Source organism: Paenibacillus sp. P5_B5 (genome assembly GCF_056400365.1).
The window spans coordinates 1-20,540 of sequence record NZ_JBFULK010000024.1; the positions used below are offsets into that span (position 1 = coordinate 1).

The 20,540-nt window shown below is 40.6% G+C and carries 14 protein-coding genes, 2 rRNA genes, 1 pseudogene and 1 riboswitch; of the genes and pseudogenes, 16 read left to right on the forward strand and 1 reads right to left on the reverse strand.

All coding sequences use genetic code 11. The features are described 5' to 3' along the window. The 13 genes from AC1DOK_RS22535 to ytzI form a co-directional block, all read left to right on the forward strand. Positions 1-107, forward strand: a 23S ribosomal RNA gene (locus AC1DOK_RS22535); the annotation flags it as partial. 197 nt (positions 108-304) lie between these two features. Beyond that, a 5S ribosomal RNA gene (gene rrf / locus AC1DOK_RS22540) occupies positions 305-421 on the forward strand. Between the two features lie 701 nt (positions 422-1,122). Then, positions 1,123-2,145 carry an extracellular solute-binding protein gene (locus AC1DOK_RS22545; protein ID WP_477556553.1) on the forward strand — a complete coding sequence of 341 codons (1,023 nt, stop codon included), beginning with the start codon at positions 1,123-1,125 and terminating at the stop codon, positions 2,143-2,145. A 51-nt stretch (positions 2,146-2,196) separates the two neighbouring features. Next, positions 2,197-3,303, forward strand: a complete 1,107-nt coding sequence (locus AC1DOK_RS22550; RefSeq protein WP_477556554.1) for an ABC transporter ATP-binding protein — start codon at positions 2,197-2,199, stop codon at positions 3,301-3,303. Further along, complete coding sequence (locus AC1DOK_RS22555; RefSeq protein WP_477556555.1) at positions 3,300-4,955, forward strand: ABC transporter permease; 1,656 nt, start codon at positions 3,300-3,302, stop codon at positions 4,953-4,955. Before AC1DOK_RS22550 ends, AC1DOK_RS22555 begins: the two co-directional genes overlap by 4 nt. Before the next feature lie 208 nt (positions 4,956-5,163). Then, on the forward strand, positions 5,164-6,870 hold the full coding sequence (locus tag AC1DOK_RS22560; RefSeq protein ID WP_477556556.1) for a sensor histidine kinase: 1,707 nt from the start codon (positions 5,164-5,166) through the stop codon (positions 6,868-6,870). Next, the gene (locus AC1DOK_RS22565; RefSeq protein ID WP_477556557.1) at positions 6,863-7,648 is read left to right on the forward strand and encodes a response regulator transcription factor; all 786 of its coding nucleotides are present in this window, start codon (positions 6,863-6,865) and stop codon (positions 7,646-7,648) included. Before AC1DOK_RS22560 ends, AC1DOK_RS22565 begins: the two co-directional genes overlap by 8 nt. Positions 7,649-7,833: 185 nt before the next feature. Then, entirely contained in the window at positions 7,834-8,679 is an 846-nt protein-coding gene (locus AC1DOK_RS22570) for an MBL fold metallo-hydrolase (RefSeq protein WP_477556558.1), read from the forward strand. Then, on the forward strand, positions 8,633-10,465 hold the full coding sequence (locus AC1DOK_RS22575; RefSeq protein ID WP_477556559.1) for a CHASE2 domain-containing protein: 1,833 nt from the start codon (positions 8,633-8,635) through the stop codon (positions 10,463-10,465). The genes AC1DOK_RS22570 and AC1DOK_RS22575 overlap by 47 nt, the downstream gene beginning before the upstream one ends. Continuing rightward, the gene (locus AC1DOK_RS22580) at positions 10,462-12,336 is read left to right on the forward strand and encodes a FecR family protein (RefSeq protein WP_477556560.1); all 1,875 of its coding nucleotides are present in this window, start codon (positions 10,462-10,464) and stop codon (positions 12,334-12,336) included. Before AC1DOK_RS22575 ends, AC1DOK_RS22580 begins: the two co-directional genes overlap by 4 nt. A gap of 64 nt (positions 12,337-12,400) precedes the next feature. Next, positions 12,401-13,900, forward strand: a complete 1,500-nt coding sequence (locus tag AC1DOK_RS22585; protein WP_477556561.1) for an NHL domain-containing protein — start codon at positions 12,401-12,403, stop codon at positions 13,898-13,900. A gap of 50 nt (positions 13,901-13,950) precedes the next feature. Then, positions 13,951-16,593 carry an SLC13 family permease gene (locus AC1DOK_RS22590; protein WP_477556562.1) on the forward strand — a complete coding sequence of 881 codons (2,643 nt, stop codon included), beginning with the start codon at positions 13,951-13,953 and terminating at the stop codon, positions 16,591-16,593. Positions 16,594-16,732: 139 nt separating this feature from the next. Then, complete coding sequence (gene ytzI, locus AC1DOK_RS22595; protein WP_477556563.1) at positions 16,733-16,864, forward strand: YtzI protein; 132 nt, start codon at positions 16,733-16,735, stop codon at positions 16,862-16,864. Here the strand turns inward: ytzI and AC1DOK_RS22600 are convergent. Further along, positions 16,825-17,138 (reverse strand): annotated as a pseudogene (locus AC1DOK_RS22600) (pentapeptide repeat-containing protein); the annotation flags it as partial. The gene ytzI and the pseudogene AC1DOK_RS22600 sit on opposite strands and share 40 nt — an antisense overlap. A 189-nt stretch (positions 17,139-17,327) precedes the next feature. Beyond that, a riboswitch (purine riboswitch) is annotated at positions 17,328-17,429 on the forward strand. A gap of 121 nt (positions 17,430-17,550) precedes the next feature. On the opposite strand from AC1DOK_RS22600, the gene purE reads away from it, so the two are divergent. From purE to purB, 3 genes are read left to right on the forward strand one after another with little or no spacing between them, the layout of a single operon-like run. Further along, the gene (gene purE / locus AC1DOK_RS22605) at positions 17,551-18,036 is read left to right on the forward strand and encodes a 5-(carboxyamino)imidazole ribonucleotide mutase (protein WP_477556564.1); all 486 of its coding nucleotides are present in this window, start codon (positions 17,551-17,553) and stop codon (positions 18,034-18,036) included. Continuing rightward, positions 18,036-19,220 carry a 5-(carboxyamino)imidazole ribonucleotide synthase gene (gene purK, locus AC1DOK_RS22610; RefSeq protein ID WP_477556565.1) on the forward strand — a complete coding sequence of 395 codons (1,185 nt, stop codon included), beginning with the start codon at positions 18,036-18,038 and terminating at the stop codon, positions 19,218-19,220. The genes purE and purK overlap by 1 nt, the downstream gene beginning before the upstream one ends. 22 nt (positions 19,221-19,242) lie before the next feature. Then, on the forward strand, positions 19,243-20,538 hold the full coding sequence (gene purB, locus AC1DOK_RS22615) for an adenylosuccinate lyase (protein ID WP_477556566.1): 1,296 nt from the start codon (positions 19,243-19,245) through the stop codon (positions 20,536-20,538). The last annotated feature ends 2 nt before the right edge of the window (positions 20,539-20,540 follow it).

A 20,540-nucleotide genomic window follows, 5' to 3' on the forward strand; every position in this document is an offset into this window, starting at 1 on the left:
GTAAGACCCCGTAAGACCCCTTGTAGACGACGAGGTTGATAGGCTTGAGGTGGAAGCGCAGCAATGTGTGTAGCTGACAAGTACTAATAGGTCGAGGGCTTAACCTAAAATTTTTTGTGGCAGTACTTTCTGTAAGGAAAGTGCGAGAACAAAAGATACTTCGGAAGCATATAAGCATTCTTACAGTTTCAATTCGCATCTAGTTTTCAAGGTACAATACCTTGTAAGCAGAACGCTCGAAATTCTATTTGCCTAATCGGGTAACAGATTTTCTCGCGGATCGCGCTTGCGTTGCAAGCACTTGTTTGGTGACGATGGCGGAAGGGAACCACGCGTACCCATCCCGAACACGACCGTTAAGCCTTCCAGCGCCGATGGTACTTGGACCGAAGGGTCCTGGGAGAGTAGGACGTTGCCAAGCAAATACAAGCCACTATTCGATTATGAATGGTGGCTTGTTTTTTTGTATAGCGCTAATTGATAGTAACGAATTTTCACTGGTTAATCTACTTTTGCCTGCATTTGATACATTCAAATCTCATATTGAAGACTAATTGTAGATGTTTGCCTGCATAATGTGCAGGCAAATCTTGCTTATTCTCAATTTTGATGCATTATTAGTTCATTTGGATGTATGAAATGCAGTCAAAGTTAAATAGTTGGACTAAAGTATCATTTTGAATGTACGATATGCAGTCAAAGTGTTTAGATCGCTTAAACATCACTAAAACATCGCTAAAACGAGAACAGGAAGTGCAGAATGAGAAAGAAGCAGCCCAAACATTGCTAAGCTAATACAGCCTACAGATAATACAAGCGCTTTAGCTACTTTCAAGTGATTACAGGACAACAGATAATACAAGCACTATTTCTGTTGCAAAGCTAATACAAACTCTACAGTAGATAGAAAACCCTGCACTTAAATAGAAATCTCTACACTAAACAGAAATCGCTACAACTACTGCAAGCAATCACAAGCCACCATTCCTAATGAATAGTGGCTTTTATTAGCTTTAGTTACGAATATTAGATATGTTTTTTGAATTTTAGTATTTTTAGTGGTGTATAACTCTGTTACAATTTGGGCGTAGTTAAATCTATACGTTAACAGGGGTGAATATATTGAAAAAGTTTGCAATGTTATTTTTATCAATTGTGATGGTTATTGGTTTAGCTGGTTGTGGAGGGTCTGATTCTACTTCTGGTAAAGAGTCGACTAAGCTTGTTGTGTATAGTCCGAATAGTGAGGAAATTATCAAAACAATCATTCCCATGTTTGAGAAACAGACAGGTATTACTGTTGAGCTTGTGACGGCTGGAACCGGCGAAATTATAAAGCGCTTACAATCAGAAAAAGAGAAGCCGTATGCCGATGTTATGTTTGGCGGAGCTTATGCTACGTATGTAGCTAATGCTGATTTGTTTGCAGAATATAAGTCACCTAATGATCAATATTTGTTAGAGGGTCATCGGAATGAAACAGGCTTTATCACACCTTATGTTTCAGACGGAAGTGTTCTATTAGTAAACAAGAATCTAATTGGAGATATCAAAATCGAAGGATATACTGATTTATTAAATCCGAAGCTCAAAGGGAAAATCGCATCTGCAGATCCAGCGAGTTCAAGCTCAGCTTTTGCACAATTGACTAATATGCTACTAGCGATGGGTGGAGACTATACATCTGATAAAGGTTGGAATTATGTTGGTGAACTCATTAAGAACCTAGATGGCAAAATTGCTAGTGGTTCAAGTGCAGCTCATAAGAGTGTTGCGGACGGCGAGTATATTGTTGCTTTGACGTATGAAGATCCATCTTCAAGCTATGTGAAAAGCGGTGGGCCGGTAACGATTGTCTATCCAAAGGAAGGTACTGTTTTCTTAGATGCAGGTTCTGGAGTTATTAAAGGTTCCAAAAATGAAGAGAATGCGAAGAAATTTATTGATTTTATCATTTCCAAAGAAGCACAGGATGCGTTTGGTACCCAGATGACGAACCGTCCATTACGCTCGGATGCCAAGCTAGGCACGCATATGACGCCATACAGTGATTTCAAAATGATAAATGAAGATCTAAAGTATGTACGTGAGAATAAAGCTAAGCTTGTAGAACGTTATACGGAGTTATTTACAAGTCTTCAATAATATACGCTTGCTGATCTTCAACAATATTTAATCAGAAATTAGGTGCAGAAGATGAGTGTCTCGATATCAATTCAGGATGTTGTAAAAAAATATGGTGAGACCAAAGTGATTCCTGAGTTATCGCTCGAAATCAAGGAGGGGGAGTTCTTCACTCTCCTTGGTCCTTCTGGCTGCGGGAAAACGACGCTCTTACGTATGATTGCTGGATTTAACAGTATAGAGGGAGGCTCGATTCTTTTTAACGGACGTGTTATTAATCTAGTTGAGCCAGGGAAGCGTAATATAGGAATGGTGTTTCAGAACTATGCGATATTTCCCCATCTAACTGTTAAGGGTAATGTCGCCTTCGGACTAGAGAATCGTAAGATGGCTAAGAATGAGATGGAACGTAAAGTAGATGAGATTCTTAAGGTTGTTCATATTGATGAGTACAAGGATAGAATGCCGAAGAATCTATCAGGAGGACAACAACAACGCGTAGCCTTAGCTCGAGCTATTGTCATACAACCAGACGTACTGCTGATGGATGAGCCGTTATCCAATCTAGACGCTAAGCTTCGGATCGAAATGCGCAATGCGATCAAAGAGATTCAGAAGGGTGTAGGTATTACGACAGTGTATGTAACTCATGACCAAGAAGAAGCAATGGCGGTATCCGATCGCATTGCAGTCATGAAATCCGGTATTATTCAGCAAATTGGAACACCACAAGAAATCTATCAGAGACCTGCTAATACCTTTGTTTCAACTTTCATAGGTCGCACTAATATTATAGATGGAACTTTGATCAACGATCAGACCAGGCCTTCTGTACATTTGGGAGAGGACTATCACGAGCTATTGCCAAGTGTATATGTTCCAGAGGGTCAACAGCAGGATACTTTGCCAGTAAAAATTTCAGTTAGACCAGAAGAATTCGTGATTGCTGAAGATGATGCAGGATTACATGCAACTATCGTTCATAGTGTGTTTCTAGGCTTGAACACGCATTACTTTGTGGATTTGGAGTCAGGCCAACGCGTAGAAATTATTCAGGAATCTACTGTTTCACAAATATTAGAGCCTGGTGCAAGAATTAGGCTTAAAGTGAAGAAAGAGAAAATCAATGTATTTGATGTGTATGGAGAACTGAATTATTCGAGGAGCATATCATCATGAGCCGGATATTTAGAAAATTTGATATTTGGACAAATATTGCCTTGCTCATTTTCGTTTTTTATTTGATTTTTCTAGCCTTTCCTTTGTTTACGTTGCTTACCAAAAGCTTTGTTAATGGTACAACAGGTGACTTTTCATTAGTGTATTTCCAGAAATTTTTCAGTAAAACATATTATTTATCTGCCTTGTTTAATAGTGTGAAGGTTACCGTAAGTGTGACGCTATTATCTATAGTGATCGCCACACCTCTGGCCTATATCATGTCGACGATCAAAATTAGAGGTAATTCTTTTATTCGAATTCTAATCCTAATCTCATCGATGTCGGCACCGTTCATTGGAGCCTACTCGTGGATTTTGTTGCTAGGTAGAAGTGGTGTCATAACGAAGTTTATGAGCAATACATTCGGTATCACAATGCCTGATATTTATGGGTTTACGGGAATCGTCTTAGTATTAACGCTGCAGCTGTCGCCTCTCATCTTTATGTTTGTTTCCGGTGCCTTGAAGAATGTAGATCATTCATTAGTCGAAGCTGCAGAGAGTATGGGCTGTACAGGTATACGTAAAATGTGGAAGGTGATTGTCCCCTTAATTACACCGACCCTATTTGCGGGTGGCTTGCTTGTTTTTATGCGTGCTTTAGCTGACTTTGGTACTCCGATGCTGATTGGCGAAGGCTATAAGACAGTTCCTGTCTTAATTTTTACCGAGTTTATTAGTGAGGTTGGCGGCGATGATGGGTTTGCTGCTGCGATCAGTGTCATTGTCGTACTCTTTGCGACTTCAATCTTCTTGTTGCAGAAGTTTATTTCGCAGCGTAGGGCTTTTACAATGAGTGCACTTCATCCAATTGAGCCCAAGGCAAGCAAAGGGTTAGCTAATATTCTAGCTCATGGCTGTGTATATCTATATACGTTCATAGCGCTATTACCGCAGCTTTATGTCATCTACACCTCATTCTTGAAAACTTCAGGAAGAATTTTTGTGAAGGGCTATTCTTTAGACAGCTACCGAGCTGCATTCACGAATATTGGGGACGCCATACAGAATACCTTTGTATTAGCGCTTACTTCATTGGTTTTCATTGTTCTGCTCGCTGTTCTGATTGCTTATGTTACGGTGAGAAGAAGCAATGCTTTAACAAATCTACTAGATGTATTTACGATGTTTCCATACATTGTCCCAGGCTCGATCCTGGGAATCGCGCTTCTCGTTAGTTTTAACAGCAAACCGATCTTATTAAGTGGTACAGCGATTATTCTGATCGTCGCGTTTGTTATCAGGCGATTGCCTTATACGATCCGTTCGAGTGCTGCAATTTTATATCAAATAAATAGTGGAATAGAGGAAGCAGCTATAAGCTTAGGTGCTTCAAAGCTGAAAACATTTTTCAAAATAACTTTACCGATGATGCTAGCAGGTGTCATATCAGGTGCTATTCTAAGCTGGATCACGATCATAACAGAGTTAAGTACTTCTATTATCCTGTATACGGGAAGGACCAAGACGATGACAGTCGCTATTTATACGGAGGTCGTTCGAGGTAACTATGGCGTTGCCGCAGCCTTATCTACGATCCTTACTCTTATCACTGTCGTGTCGCTGCTTATTTTCCTTAAGTTAACTGGTAATAAGGAAGTTACGATGTAATTAGTTCAGTTTGACCTAGCAAGTCGGTGCCTGTTATGCAGGGCCGGCTTGTTCTTTGTTGCGAGCATGTGGAAGATACGAGACTTCTTGTTTATTCTTATCAGGCTCCATAATGTAAGGTATAATGTCCATAAACTAAGGCTGTAATTAAGTAAGCGGCTATTGTCGCAATCCTTGTACTGAAAGACTCATCGGATGGGGGTTAGCTATGTTATTTAGCAAAAAGGATCGAAATTTTAAAGAATCGACACGGCATTTATTTCTACAATATACCTTTACCCCATTTATAATCTTATTGGTCTTATTCTTTATTTTTACAATTTATAATACCCGCAGTATTCTATCTACGAAAACGAATGAGGCTTCTCACAAGATCAGTCAGAACATATCCAATGTCTATAATTCCTACTATGAAGAAATTAACAGGATGGCTAGCTCGTTACAGGTCATTAAGTTTGTTAGTACGCATCAGGAGAGCCAAAATATATATGAGGAATTCTATGAATTTAACAATAGGCAGAACGTTAAGAGTATATTTCACATTACCGATACCAAGGGTGTCTTCTTATCTTCATCAGCACCAACAGATCATTTAACGGATGATGTGAACTTTCATACGATGATTACGCGAATTGCCAAGGACCCTGCAGGAACTCTCACTGAAATGAATAACTTCCGGTATTCTCATGATCGTTATACAGTCTATACGTTTGGTAAGGCGATTGTACAAGACAATATCGTGACTGGTTATCTGATCTATCAGCTGTATGAAGCGGATCTACAGAAGCTTATTTTTGAGCCTAATAATGAAATTTCAGTTATAACCGATCAGCATCATACCATCATTGCAACTACAAATAATATTACTAGGGGATTACTGAATAAGTTTAAACCTACATATGATTCGAAGGGTTATGTGGAGCTTCAGAATGGGAAGTACTACATAAGCGAGAAGGAACTCCCAGCCGCTCAGATGCAAGTTTATACACTTAACTCAATTAAATCAGAGGAAACAACCTACTATACACTTTCTATATTCATTATCGTAGTCAGTTTATCGCTATGGATTCTGATTTATTTTTTAGCTCGGAAAATGTCCATTCGAAATACACAATCCATTGATAAATTACTATATGCTGTGAATCAGCTGCGTGAAGGAACTATGGATTCTTATGTTGATATTAGAACGGGAGATGAATTCGAAAGCTTAGGTAATCAATACAATACGATGCTAGATAGGTTGAATGATCTCTTGAGCAAAAATAATGAACTAACGAATATTCGAATTGCAACCGAAATCAAACAGCTTCAATCTCAATTCCATCCGCATTTTATATTTAATGTACTAGAAACATTGCGATATGCGATTAAAGTGGATGCTAATCAAGCACAGGAGATTGTCATGATCCTCTCCAGACTTCTGCGATATAGTGTGAGTAATGACGGGCAAACGGTGTTACTGAAGGACGATCTGAATTATGTGCAGGATTATTTGAAATTACAGCAAATCCGGTTTAATGAACGCTTACAGTATACGGTTGATGTGTCGAGTAGTGCTGGTAATCCAATCGTTCCTAAGCTGCTACTACAAGCTATAATTGAGAATTCGATTAAGTACGGTTACAAAAATCAGAATTATCTTAAATTATCGATTAGTGTATATACAAATGGCCAAGACCTTATTCTAGAGGTTAGGGATAATGGTACTGGCATGAGTGAAGAACGTCTTGCACAGGTGAAGAGCATCATGAATCATCACGATAATACCAGCGAGCATATTGGACTCTATAATGTTCACCGTCGTCTAGTACTTTTATATGGAGAGAGCTATGGCATTCAGATTGATAGTACGCAAGGGAAGGGAGCATGTGTAAGACTAACCATACCTCACGTAAAGGGTGATGATGATGTTTAAGGTGTTGCTTGTTGAAGATGAGGATATGATACGCAGAGGAATACGTTATACATTCGACTGGCTCAAGGCTGATTGTGTTGTCATCGATGAAGCTTGCAATGGACAAGAGGGATTTACTAAAATTGTTAGTTTAAAACCTGATATTGTCATAGCAGATGTTAATATGCCTTTGATGGATGGAATCACGATGATTGAACAAAGTCTCAAAGTACATACATTTAGCAGTATTATTATTTCAGGCTATGATGAATTTCATTTAGCTAAGAAAGCCATTCAATTAGGTGTGAGTGAATACCTGGTTAAACCGCTCGAAGAGCAGCAGTTAATCGAAGCATTAAGCCGGGCCAAGAGCCAGGTTGAGCTTATGAGGAAATATGAAATCATTCTGAACAATTCTAATCAAATTGAAGAGATCTTAAATGCAGATCTACTCAAGATCAACACGAAGGTATCTAAATATGTAGCCAAGATGATGGAATATATACAAGATAACTATTCTCGCAAAATTAGCATTCATGATTTAGTAGAGCAATTAGGGATTAGCTCCACTTATTTGAATCAGAAGTTCAAAATGGAGACCTCTTATACGTTTAATGAATTTGTGAATCGATATCGCATTCAAAAAGCGATGGATTTATTGAAAACAGGTGAGGGAAAAGTATATACGATAGCACATGATACAGGATTTAGTGATTACAAGTATTTTATCAGCATCTTCAAAAAATACACGAATATCACTCCAAGTCAATTTCAAGAATATTTTGGCGATCCATCGTAACCTATTTGACTAGAGGCGAATTATGTCTATATTTTTGGTATAGTAGTAAAAGAAATTGTATAATTCGATATATTTACACAAATTGATTTTACGTTTATTTTGAAAAAGTATACTATATAACTAGGCCATACCATTATTTGTATAATATATTCAAGAATTTCAATATAGATCGTGAGGTAGAAAAATTGACAGCAGGACATTTGCAAATTCGATTCTGGGGAACAAGGGGATCGATACCGATAACAGGGGCACAAAATATGAAATATGGAGGTAACACATCGTGTGTTGAGATCAAGATTGGCCAGACGCTGATTATAATCGATGCGGGGACAGGGATTTATCATCTAGGACGTCATTTAACCAAAGGGACAGTTCCAGTTAAAGCTTGTCTTCTCCTTAGTCACGTACATTTGGATCATATACAAGGGTTTCCTCTGTTCGAACCTGCATTTAATCCGAATAATTTGATACACATTTATGGTGAGGTCAAAGAGAGTCTATCCCTTCGCGAGCAATTGGCTCACTTGCTGCAGCCTCCTTATTGGCCGATTGGACTAGGTGCGATGAAGGCGGATATGCAGTTTCAAGAAATGACAGCAGGTGAAATGATTCAAATTACTGAGGATATTCGAGTTAGAACCATACGTGGGAATCATCCCGGTGGGACGATTCTATTTCGGATTGAACACGGTGCTCAATCGGTTTGTTATATTTCAGATTATGAGCATAGTCAGGAGACGGAGCCTGATTTGATCGGATTCGTTCGGGATACAGATGTCCTTATTTATGATGCGACATACACAGAAACGGAGTACGAAGGACAAGAGGGACAATTAGGTAAGCAAGGCTGGGGACATTCGACCTTCATGGAAGGCTGTAAGCTAGCAACGTTGTCTGGTGCGAAGCAGTTAATATTGTATCATCATAGCCCAGATCGAACAGATGAGCAGCTTGATTCAATTGAGCAAGAGGCAAGGCAGTATTTTGAAGCTACATCGGCTTCCTATGATGGAATGGAGATTCATCTATGATGAAGACGAAAGGGGAAGTAGTAGTGTGAGAATTAAGCTGGCACATGTTATTTCAGTTCTAGTTATTCTCTCTATTGCATTGATGTATAGAGGGACTTTTACTAATATCGAAATGTTAATACAAGACAAGATTATGCAAAAAAAGAGTGCAACCGATGCGCGTATAGCCATCATAGCAATTGATGATGAGAGTATTAATGAATTAGGTCAGTGGCCGTGGAGCCGTGATGTGCATGCTCATTTAGTCAATACGTTGTCAGAGGGTAAGCCAGCAGCTATCGCTTTTGATATTACCTTCCCGGTATCTTCTACCGATCCTGAGGAGGATCAAGCGTTTATAGAGTCCGTGCAGAATGCTGGTAATGTGATTTTACCTAGCTATGGTACTTTTGATAGTTCTGCCAAGCGAGGAACAATAGAAGCTATGGAACTATCAGAGCCATTCACTGAACTAAAGGATGCAGCAGCTGCATTGGGTCATATTAACACCATTCCTGATGATGATGGCGTCGTTCGTCAATCATTATACAAATTTGACTATAAAGGCCAGTCGGTAGAAAGCTTTTCTTGGACTATTTATAAAATGTATAAAGAGCATATGGGGGAACAGGTGGATGCAGCTAAGCTGCCACTGGATGCATTCAATCGGTTTCATATTTCCTATTCGGGAGTGCCCGGAGATTATGAAATCATTCCATATGCCAAGGTCGTAAATGGGGACGTACCGCCGGATTATTTTGAGGATCGAATTGTATTGATTGGTCCTTATTCGGTTGGACTTAAAGATGATTATCCAACACCAATGGATCGTAAGAGCACGATGTTTGGGGTAGAGATTCATGCGAATATTATTCAAACCTTACTGGATGAGAATTTTAAGAAAGAGCTTGATTGGAAATGGAATGCCTTGTTTATCCTGCTGATGGGAGTTATCGTGTATTTTGTTTTCCGTAAGCTGCATGTAGGAATATCGCTTATCATTCTACTACTTCTTATTGTAGGGCTACTCTTTTTGGGCCACTATTTGTATGGACTAGGAGTTATTATTTCTCTGGCTTATATCATCCCGTTGTTGATGGTTAGCTATATTACCGTCCTTATTTTTAATTATATGAAAGAATTGCTAGAGAGAAGGCGAGTTACCGATATCTTCGGTCGATATGTAGCCCCACAAGTGGTTAGTCAAATTCTGAAAAATGGAGATGAAGGTCTAAAGCTCGGCGGAAGTCGCAGAGAGTTAACTGTACTTTTCGTAGATATTCGAGGGTTTACATCGTTATCTGAACAAGCTGAACCGGAAGAAATTGTTGGAATATTGAATGAATATTTGGATCTTACAGCAAGCTGTATTTTCAAATATGAGGGTACGCTAGATAAGTTTATTGGAGATGCAACGATGGCAATTTACAATGCGCCTTTACTCTTAGAGGATCACGCTATGAAGGCTGTTCAAACGGCATGGGCAATGAAGGAAGGCTCAGTTCAATTAGAACAGAAGCTAGTTGAAAGATTCGGATTCGGTGTAAAGTTCGGTATCGGTATTCATACGGGGCCAGCGGTTTTTGGTAACATTGGTTCGAAAACGAGAATGGATTACACCGCGATTGGAGATACGGTCAATACAACAGCTAGACTCGAGAGTAATGCCAAACCAGGTCAAATTATTATAAGTGAGAGCACCTATGAGGCAGTTAAAGATCGGGTTATCGTAAATTCGCTCGGAGAAATTAATGTCAAAGGCAAAGAACAAGGAATACGAGTCTATGAATTGGAGGGATTAAAGTGAAGAGGTTTAGATGGGTCATGACATTCGTAATCATTGCAACGATGATATTACCTAATCTCGTATTTGCCAAAGACAGTAAGAAGGTTGGTAAGATCACAGCTATTACGGGAACTGTACAGGTGCAGAAGAGTGGCGGAGAAAAGAAGTTCAAAGCTTTTAAGGGAATGGCAATTACACAAGGCGATACGGTGATCACAAGTAATAGTGGTAAAGCAACGTTGGAGTTAGATAGCGATAAAGAAGTTAGTATCGGCCCAGGTACAAAGCTACTTATAAGTGAATTAGTAGATAGTATTAAAGCTGGGTCTGGTAAAACAACCATCAGCCTTCTAGGCGGAGATGTAATGGTTCACGTGAAGAAAAAGCTCGAGGGTGATTCTCGATTTGAAGTGAAGACCCCAACTGCCATTATGGGCATCATGGGAACGCAGTTTGTGGTGAGTTATGATCCGAGCGGTAATTCCTTACTCAGTGTTTTCGAAGGGACTGTGGCTGCAACTCCTCCAACTGAGAGTCAAGAGCCTCCAAAACCTGTTCATGTGCATCCGAGTCAACAATTAGAGATTCAAGGTGGTAGTAGTCCAGGAAGTAATCCAGTATGGATGCCGCCTACTGGACTTGATCCAGCGAAACTTCCGTTATTTGTACTGGAACAATTAGCTTTAAACCCAATTTCCGGGTTGAGCGAGGAACTTCTCAAGAAAATTCAAGATGAGTTAAAGAAGAAGCAGCAGGAAGAGGCGAATAAGCCTAAGACACCCGTATTCAAGCCAGCTGATACGATTATCTATGAAGGATCAGCGGGAAATACGCAACCAAGCGGAGGATCGGGTGGTAATTCGGGCGGTGGTTCTGATGGTGGTGTGGAGCCGATATCCACTACAATTAGTCACATCGAGAACGTTAACTTAGTTGAGGGAGACAGTGTGAATCGAGAGTTTACAGTTACTCCAGCGGATGCTGAGGTTATTGTGACTTATAGTGTGGGAGGGTTCGAAAATACACTTCAAATTCTAGGTAATGGTCAATATCGTTGGGGGATTCCTATTGCAAGAGAGCAGAACTTGGTAGCAACCGTTACAGCGACGAAGAGTGGTTATGTTTCTGCAACTAAATCATTTCAAGTAAACGTGTTACCAAATCCAAATCCATTTGTTATTTCAAAAGGGATACTTGACCTATATAGTGATGAGGATTTCAGGATCGAACTTGGAGTTAAAGAGGGTGTTGATTTGGATAGGGTTTATCTAATCCGTCCAGGTATAGAACCGCTTCTTTTAGAAAAAGATCCATATGGAAGTGAAGGATATTCAGGAGATTATTATCTTGCAAATATAAATTTGAAATCTCAGGAACTAGTGCTCAAAAGAGAATTTAAAGAGATCCTTAGAGCAAATATCGATTCTTCCTATACAGTAAAGCTGAGTTTATTATTTACTAGAGAGGGCTACCCAATAGAACCAAAACTTACTAGTGAGGGCTACCCAATAGAACCACCACCACCGCTATTGATTACATTGGATGTAAATCCAATTCCTATTGTAGAAGCGGAAACTGTTGTGTTGGATCATAAGACAATTAGTATTCCATTTGTAAGAGGAATCTCATTGAATTCTCATGAAGAAGAAGACGAATTTCTAAAGCAAAACATTCAATTTATTGTGGAAGGAAGTTCAGATCAATATGACTGGACTGAAGCAGATAAAATTGAAATCATTGCAAATGAATTAGTAATAACATTAGCGAACGATCAGACCGGTTCCTTTTCGGCTTATATTATTATCATGGAAGGCACTTTGAAAGATAGTATATCAAAAACTGTACAACCAAAAGAAATTTGTATCCAAGTTATTCAGGAACCAAAAATCTAGTTTTGTGAAAGCAAACCAAGGAATGACTCGAATAACATTTAAACCAAAGGTAAGGTGATATGAATTGAAGTATTCCCTATGTAAAATAATTCCAGCAGTGCTGATTGCATTGCTTATGGCAGCTTCGACAACGTCTGCTGCATCAGCAGTTGAATCTAACATGAGTACCATAACAAGTGGTTCGGATATGAATTTTGGAACCGCACTAGCATACAAACTTAATCAACCCTGGGGTCTACTCTTTGATAAGCAAGGCAACTTAATCATTGTCGATTCAGGAAACCAAAGAATAGAGAAAATGACACAAACGAAGCTAACGACGCTAGCTGGTATAGTCGGCAAGCCTGATGCGTACGGAAGATTACAAGGTGGATATCTAGATGGTGATGCTGCCAAAGCCGTGTTTAACGATCCGCGGTTTGCGGTAGTAGACAGCAAGGGGAACGTATACATAACAGATTTCAACAACCATTCGATTCGTAAGATTAAGAATGGCAAGGTGTATACGTTAGCTGGAACAGGTAAAGCGGGATTTAAGAATGGCAAGGGTTCTGAAGCGCAGTTTAATAGCCCTACGGGAATAGCCATTGATAGTAAAGACAATCTCTACGTCTCAGATACTCTCAACCATGTGATTCGTAAAATAACGCCTGAGGGAGCGGTAACGACTCTAGCAGGTGAACAATCGGCGACGGGCGGTTTCTTGGATGGTGTTTTGAATAAAGCGCGATTTAATGAGCCAAGTGGACTTGTTTTTGATGACAAAGGAAATTTATTTGTTGCTGATAGTGGTAATCATCTTATTCGGGTTGTTTCTACTGTTAATAATCAAGTGCTTACGTATGCGGGCAAGAAGACTGACATAGACAGTGAAACGGGATATATGGCAGGAGGATACAGTCACGGGAATAAGGAGACTGCACGCTTCAACTCTCCTAAGGGATTGGCTTATGCGGATGGCGTCCTATTCGTAGCTGATAGCTTGAATAACCGAATTCGCGCTATTCAACCGGATGGTAAGGTAATCAATCTTGCTGGGTTGAGTAAAGCGGGTGACACGGTTGGTCCAGCAGATGTAATACAGCTTAATATGCCAGTTGCAGTTGCGTATGCCAAAGGTCAGCTCTATATTGCTGATTCCCTGAATAATAAAATCAAGACACTTCCTGTTGATCCTAAGCAACTGAAGCCAGTGCAGACTAAGGAGGATCTAATTGCAGGCTTTGAGTTTGCTCCAGCAAGTGAAATAGTTCAAGTTTGGTTGGATGGTAAGCTTAGTACGTTCGTATCAAGCAACAAGCCTTTTCAAAAAGATGCTCTAACCTATCTGCCTATCAGAGATATCATCGAACTATGGGGCGGCAAGGTAGAGTGGATACCTGCTTCGAATGAAGCTAAAGTAACGATGGGAGCATGGAATGCAAGCCTCGTCGAAGATGGCGAACATGTTTTACTTAAAGATGAACGCATGTATATCGATTTGGATCGTTTACAAGAGTTGTCTTCATTCGCAATTGTGTATGATGAGGATTACAATGCGCTTGTTATCAACAGAAAGCAGTAGAAGTAGAAGTAGAAGTAGAAGTAGAAGTAGAAGTGCGGGAGACATTCATAATGATATTGGATGATATTGAATTGTTTCGAGGGCTCTCGAAGGTTGAACTGGCACAAATATTAGGCAAATTAGATAAACGTAAGTTTGTAGCTGGAACAACCTTGTTCGGGCAAGGTGATGTTGGCAACTGTATGTATATCATCATTAGTGGCAGTATTGAGCTGTTTTCTGTAACTCCAACAGGTCAGAGCCAGCTTCTCACAACTGTGAAGGAAGGCGTGACGCTAGGAGAGATGGCGATGCTTACAGGCGAGCCACGCTCAGCAACTGCGGTTGCCTCTAGTGATGTTGAGTTATTCGTGCTGGATTCGGAGACATTCGAGTGGTTTATCGAACAGAATAAGTCGATTTCAGCTTATTTCATTCGCCTGTTATCCCAAAGATTAATTCGTACGAATACGGATTTGCTTGCAGTAAAGGAGGCTAGGTCTGCTTGGGTTCGAGAAGAACTTGAATGTCTTCCTAGCCAGCTAGCAGATAGTCTTCTATTCTGCTCGTTACTACCTCGATTTAGTCAGGGTATTGTTCAGGCCCGATTTGGTATCAATAGTTTAATGAATGAGCTGTCTGGATCACCAAGGCTACTCAGTAGTATACAAGTTGACCTATCGGATCCGGAGCAAGTGCTGCTTTCGTTTGATTTTCAAATAAAAAGCACATTATCTGAACTCTTTGCTCAGAAGTATGGGAAGGCAGAACAAGTAAGATGGATTGATTATGCTATAGAGCACTATTTAACTGGATCTGAACATGATTGGTTATTAGCACTACAAATATGTGAAGTATATCAGATGTGGGATATGGGTATAAATGCTATAAATACTAAATGGAATAATCAGCAAGTGGATGCAAGATTACCTATAGAGGAATATGAATTTATTGGACGATGTCCGGATAAGCATCTATTCGAGAGGTTCTCTTTGCTTGAACACTATGTAAGTTACTGTTTAGTAGAAGATCGTGAATCTGGTCTGAGGTTACTAGAAGCAGCGCTTGATCAGCGACAAGCTTATTTCTCAACTACGCAAACAATAACACTCTATGAGTGGGCGGCTGAATGCTGTCGTGGCCTAGGTCAACTGCAGAAGGCGTTAGAGCTGTTGCATACAGCTGAGATGTTAACAGCGTCTATACAAAGCCATAGTAGATTAGGGTCGAATGAAGATCTTAATTATCAGCTGGCAAGACAGACCTTAACAAATCAGAAAACCAAACAATTAGCATCCACAGCAGGCCCAGTATGGAAGCGAAGCCGGATTACGGGAATCGTCGCTTTATTGCTTGCTGTCGTATGCTTATTGTACTTTCACTACGCGACACCGTTTGCTGGACTTAACAGACAAGGAATGGATTTTATCGGTATCGGTGTTGCCGCAGTGATTCTATGGATCGTCAATATTGTTCCTGATTATATTGTCGCGTTGTTTATGGCGATGGGCTGGACGTTAGGTGGATTAGTAAAGCCAGAGGTTGCCTTGTCTGGATATGCTTCATCTACTTGGCTGTATATGCTGTTTATTCTAGCTATTGGAGCTGTTATTGCGAAGTCGGGTATTTTGTATCGATTTTCTTTGCATGCGTTGAAGCGATTTCCGGCTCATTATCGAGGCCAGGTATGGGGAATTGTTGCGGGTGCTGTTCTATTAAATCCACTTATTCCGTCATCTTCGGCGAAGGTAACCTTGGGAGTGCCTATTGCAAAAACACTGTCAGAATCAATGGAATTTCGTGATAGAAGCAGGGGAGCGGCAGGGCTCGGGTTAGCAGCTATGATTTTCTATGGATTTACGGCTCCATTTATAATGACAGGCTCGTATACGAACGTGATGGCTTATGGTCTTGTTTCAAATGCGGAGCAAATCTCATGGTTTCAATGGTTTATATATGCGTTGCCGGGGTTCCTGATTTTTGTGGGTGGTATGCTGGTTTTTCTAAGTATTCTATTCAGAAATGTAGCTCCAGGTAAAGTTATCTCCCAAACATTGATTAACGATCAACTGATTGTATTAGGTAAATTCACAAAGCAAGAACGGATTACGACTTGGACTGTGCTTGGTTGTATTCTGCTTATGATTATACAGCCGTTACACCATGTAGATAATGTGTGGATCATGCTGCTAGGCTTTGCAACGTTTATTATTAGTGGTGTTCTGGATACGAAGACGTTAAAGTCAGGAATTGATTGGCCATTCTTGCTATTTATTGGAATTGCCTTCAGCTTTGCAGAGGTAGCAAATCAGCTTGGCATCGTAGATACGCTAGCTAAGTTCTTGGGCGACTATATGCAGCCATTTATGTCTTCTCCAACCCTGTTCTTAATTGCTGTGGTAATCCTGTCGTTCATCGTTACGCTTCTTGTCAGAGATGATCCAGCTGTGATTCTATTAATGATCTCGATGCTGCCGCTGGCACAGCAGGTGGGTATACATCCGTGGATATTAGTATTTGTTATTCTACTATCAACAGATCCTTTCTTCTTTGCCTATCAGTCACCAACGTATCTGACAGCTTATTATAGTACAGAAGGGAAATCGTTTAGTCATCGTCAAGGTCAGACGGTTGCAATTGGCTATGCGATTGTGGTTATTCTGATTTCGATTACGTGTGTGCCATATTGGGAATGGTTGGGATTAATTCATTGATAAAGGTTTACTGGTAGGAGTTCACTGATATGACATAAGGAAGCATCTGTAAGCAATTGACGGCACAATTATTGACTGATAAGCTACAGTTGTACGAAAGGCTACATGGGTACAAAGGAAGGATATGGTGAAATAATTGATGGATTCGGGTACGATTATTACGGTTTTAGTTGTTTCACTGATCATAGCTGCTCTCGTATTGTGGCTGACTATCTACGTTACCAATAAAGCTTATTCACGTAAATGGGAGCTAGATGATCCGGAAGAATAATAGAGCGTTATTTGGGCGAGGGGTAGAGCGGGTCTAGGTGTCTCGATGTTCTTTGCGTTTTCAAACGATTTAAAGTATATCCCATCTAGAATCGCTCCTCCAAGATCAGCGCTGTTAAGCTTTACTTATCCCATCTGGGCACGTGTAAGATCAGCATCTCGAAGATTTGCCTTCTCAAAATTGCACTCATGATCGTAATCCCATCCATCTGGGCCTCTGAAAATTCAGATCCCACCATTTTACATTCCTCGAATTTAGCGACAAATAGATTTGCATGCCACACATCTCCCTTATGTCAAATAATGAAAGTATACCTAGATCTTATTGAATGACAACGAGAAATAATAAGTATAGCAGTCAAACACGAACTATAATAAGTCAATGTCAATTAATTGTTCGTTTTTATAAATTGACAGCGGATATTACATACTGGTAAACTGAAGGTGTAAATATGATTCTTATTATAACTAATATAGTTCAAACTCGTATAAAATCAGGAATATGGCCTGAAAGTCTCTACCCAGAAACCGTAAATTACTGGACTACGAGGGTGGGGAATGTTTGTGTCTATTAGCCTACCTAACAGTCCAGAATCGGTTGCCAAATTGGCCTGTTTCTGGACTTTTTAGTTGTTATAATTTATAAGCTTGACTTGATTTGAATACTATAATGAGAGTAGGTTGAACATGGCAGCGCGAGTTGGGGTCATTATGGGAAGCCAGTCGGATTGGGAAACGATGGTTAAGACATGTGAAGTTCTAGATGAACTACACATTCCGTATGAGAAGAAGGTCGTATCGGCCCATCGCACACCGGACTTAATGTTCGAATATGCGGAAACGGCAGTAGAACGAGGCTTACAGGTCATTATTGCTGGAGCGGGTGGAGCTGCGCATTTGCCAGGAATGGTAGCAGCTAAGACTGAATTGCCTGTCATTGGTGTGCCTGTTCAATCCAAGGCTCTGAACGGACTTGATTCATTATTATCCATTGTGCAGATGCCAGCAGGTGTGCCTGTAGCAACAGTAGCAATCGGTCAAGCAGGTGCGGCAAATGCAGGTCTATTAGCAGCTCAAATACTTGGTGCATTCGATGCAGAGCTTCAACAGCGAATTCGTGAACGCCGCGAGCGCACGAAGCAAGCAGTTCTAGAAAGCAGTGAGCTATCGTGATGGATAACAAGAAACAGCAGGTTATTTTACCTGGTAGCACAATCGGTATTCTAGGTGGTGGACAGCTGGGCCGTATGCTTGCATTATCAGGAAGAGCAATGGGGTACCGATTTGTTACGCTTGATCCGACAACGGATGCACCCTGTGGTCAAGTTGCTGATGAGCAGATCACTGCAGCATTCGATAATCTGGAAGCAGCGCGTAAATTAGCAGATAAATCGGATGTAATTACTTATGAATTCGAGAATATAGATGCCGGAGTAACGGAACTATTAATGAAAGAAGCTTATGTCCCCCAAGGAAGTAAGCTCTTATATATAACACAACATAGGTTAAGAGAAAAGAAAGCAATTGAAGCTGCCGGCGTTAAGGTAGCTCCTTATAGGGAAATTGACAGTGTAGAAACGCTTCGCGAAGCCGTTCAAGCATTCGGTATGCCATGTGTCCTGAAGACTGCAACAGGCGGTTATGATGGTAAGGGTCAATGGGTGATTCGTAAGCAAGAGGAAATAATAGAAGCGTATGAAACGTTAGCTAAAGCTAAGACTGAACTCGTATTAGAGCAATTTATTCATTTTGATAAAGAACTATCGGTTATTGCAGCAAGAAGCCCACGTGGTGAAGTGAAGGCTTTTCCACCGTCAGAGAACATCCATGTCGATAATATTTTGCACTTATCAATCGTTCCTGCGAGGGTAGCGGATTCGGTAAGTAAGCGAGCTGAAGAGCTAGCCATACGCCTTGCAGAAGGGTTAGATATTGTTGGATTGGTAGCTGTTGAAATGTTCTTAACAAATGATGGAGAGCTATACGTCAATGAGCTTGCACCTCGTCCGCACAATTCCGGGCACTATACAATGGAAGCTTGTAGAACAAGTCAGTTCGAGCAGCATTTAAGAGCAATTTGTAATTTACCACTCGGATCTACTGAGCTCATGACCCCTGTAGTTATGGTTAACCTACTTGGAGAGCATGTTGAGCCGCTGCTCACCTGGATGAAAGATCAAGCTAATCCGTTATCTGATTCATCAAACAGTTGTAATTCAAGTGGAGTTACGCCTAAAATTCATTTATACGGAAAACATGAAGCCAAGCATAAACGGAAAATGGGTCATATTAATTTACTTACTAATGATGTAGAACAAGCGTTATCGTGGGTTCAACAGGTTGGTATTTGGAACTAGCAGAATAAACGGAGGTATGAAGATGATTGAACGTTACACACGACCTGAAATGGCGCGCATCTGGACAGAAGAGAACAAATTTAGAGCATGGTTAGAGGTTGAAATTCTTTCTTGCGAGGCATGGTCAGAGCTAGGTGTTATTCCGAAGGAAGATGTGCAGAAGCTTCGCGTTAATGCAGATTTTCAAATTGATCGTATTTATGAAATTGAGCAAGAAACACGTCATGATGTAATTGCCTTTACACGTGCGGTATCTGAGAGCCTTGGGGAAGAGCGCAAATGGGTACATTATGGGTTAACTTCAACGGATGTTGTGGATACAGCTCTTGGTTATCTGTTACGCCAAGCAAATGAAATTATCGACAAGGATTTAAATAATTTTATTGAAATATTGCGTAATAAAGCAATTGAACATAAAGATACAGCAATGATGGGTAGAACTCATGGTGTACACGCAGAACCGACAACATTTGGTCTCAAAATGGCACTATGGTATGAAGAAATGAAACGTAACCTGGAGCGCTTCCGCTTTGCAGCAGATGGTGTGCAATACGGTAAGATTTCAGGCGCTGTTGGCACATATGCGAACATTGATCCGTTCGTTGAAACGTATGTTTGCGGTAAGCTTGGAACAAAGCCAGCTCCAATCTCGACACAGACATTGCAGCGCGACCGTCACGCAGAATACATGGCAACATTAGCGCTTATTGCAACGTCGATGGACAAGTTCGCGACAGAAATTCGCGCATTACAGAAGAGTGAGTTCCGTGAAGTAGAAGAACCATTCGCCAAAGGACAGAAAGGTTCGTCCGCAATGCCTCACAAGCGTAACCCAATTGGCTGCGAAAGTATTTCCGGTCTCTCACGTGTCGTTCGCGGTCACATGATTTCCGCATATGAGAACGTGACGTTATGGCATGAACGAGATATTTCGCATTCATCAGTAGAACGCATTATTTTGCCAGATGCAACGCAGCTTGTGAACTATATGCTCAATCGCTTAGGCAACATCATCAAGAATTTGACGGTGTTCCCAGAGAACATGAAGCGCAATATGAGAAGCACTTACGATGTACCGTTCTCAGGCCGCGTAATGACTAAGCTGATTGATAAGGGATTTGCACGTGAGCAAGCTTACGACACCGTTCAGCCTCGAGCTATGCAAGCATGGGAAGAACAGCGTTCCTTCCGTGATATTGTGTTTGCATCACCAGCTATTACGGATGTGCTTAGTGAGGAAGAGCTTGAGGATTGCTTTAATCCAAGCTGGCATTTGAAGCATGTAGATACGATTTTTGACCGTTTAGGATTAAAATAGTG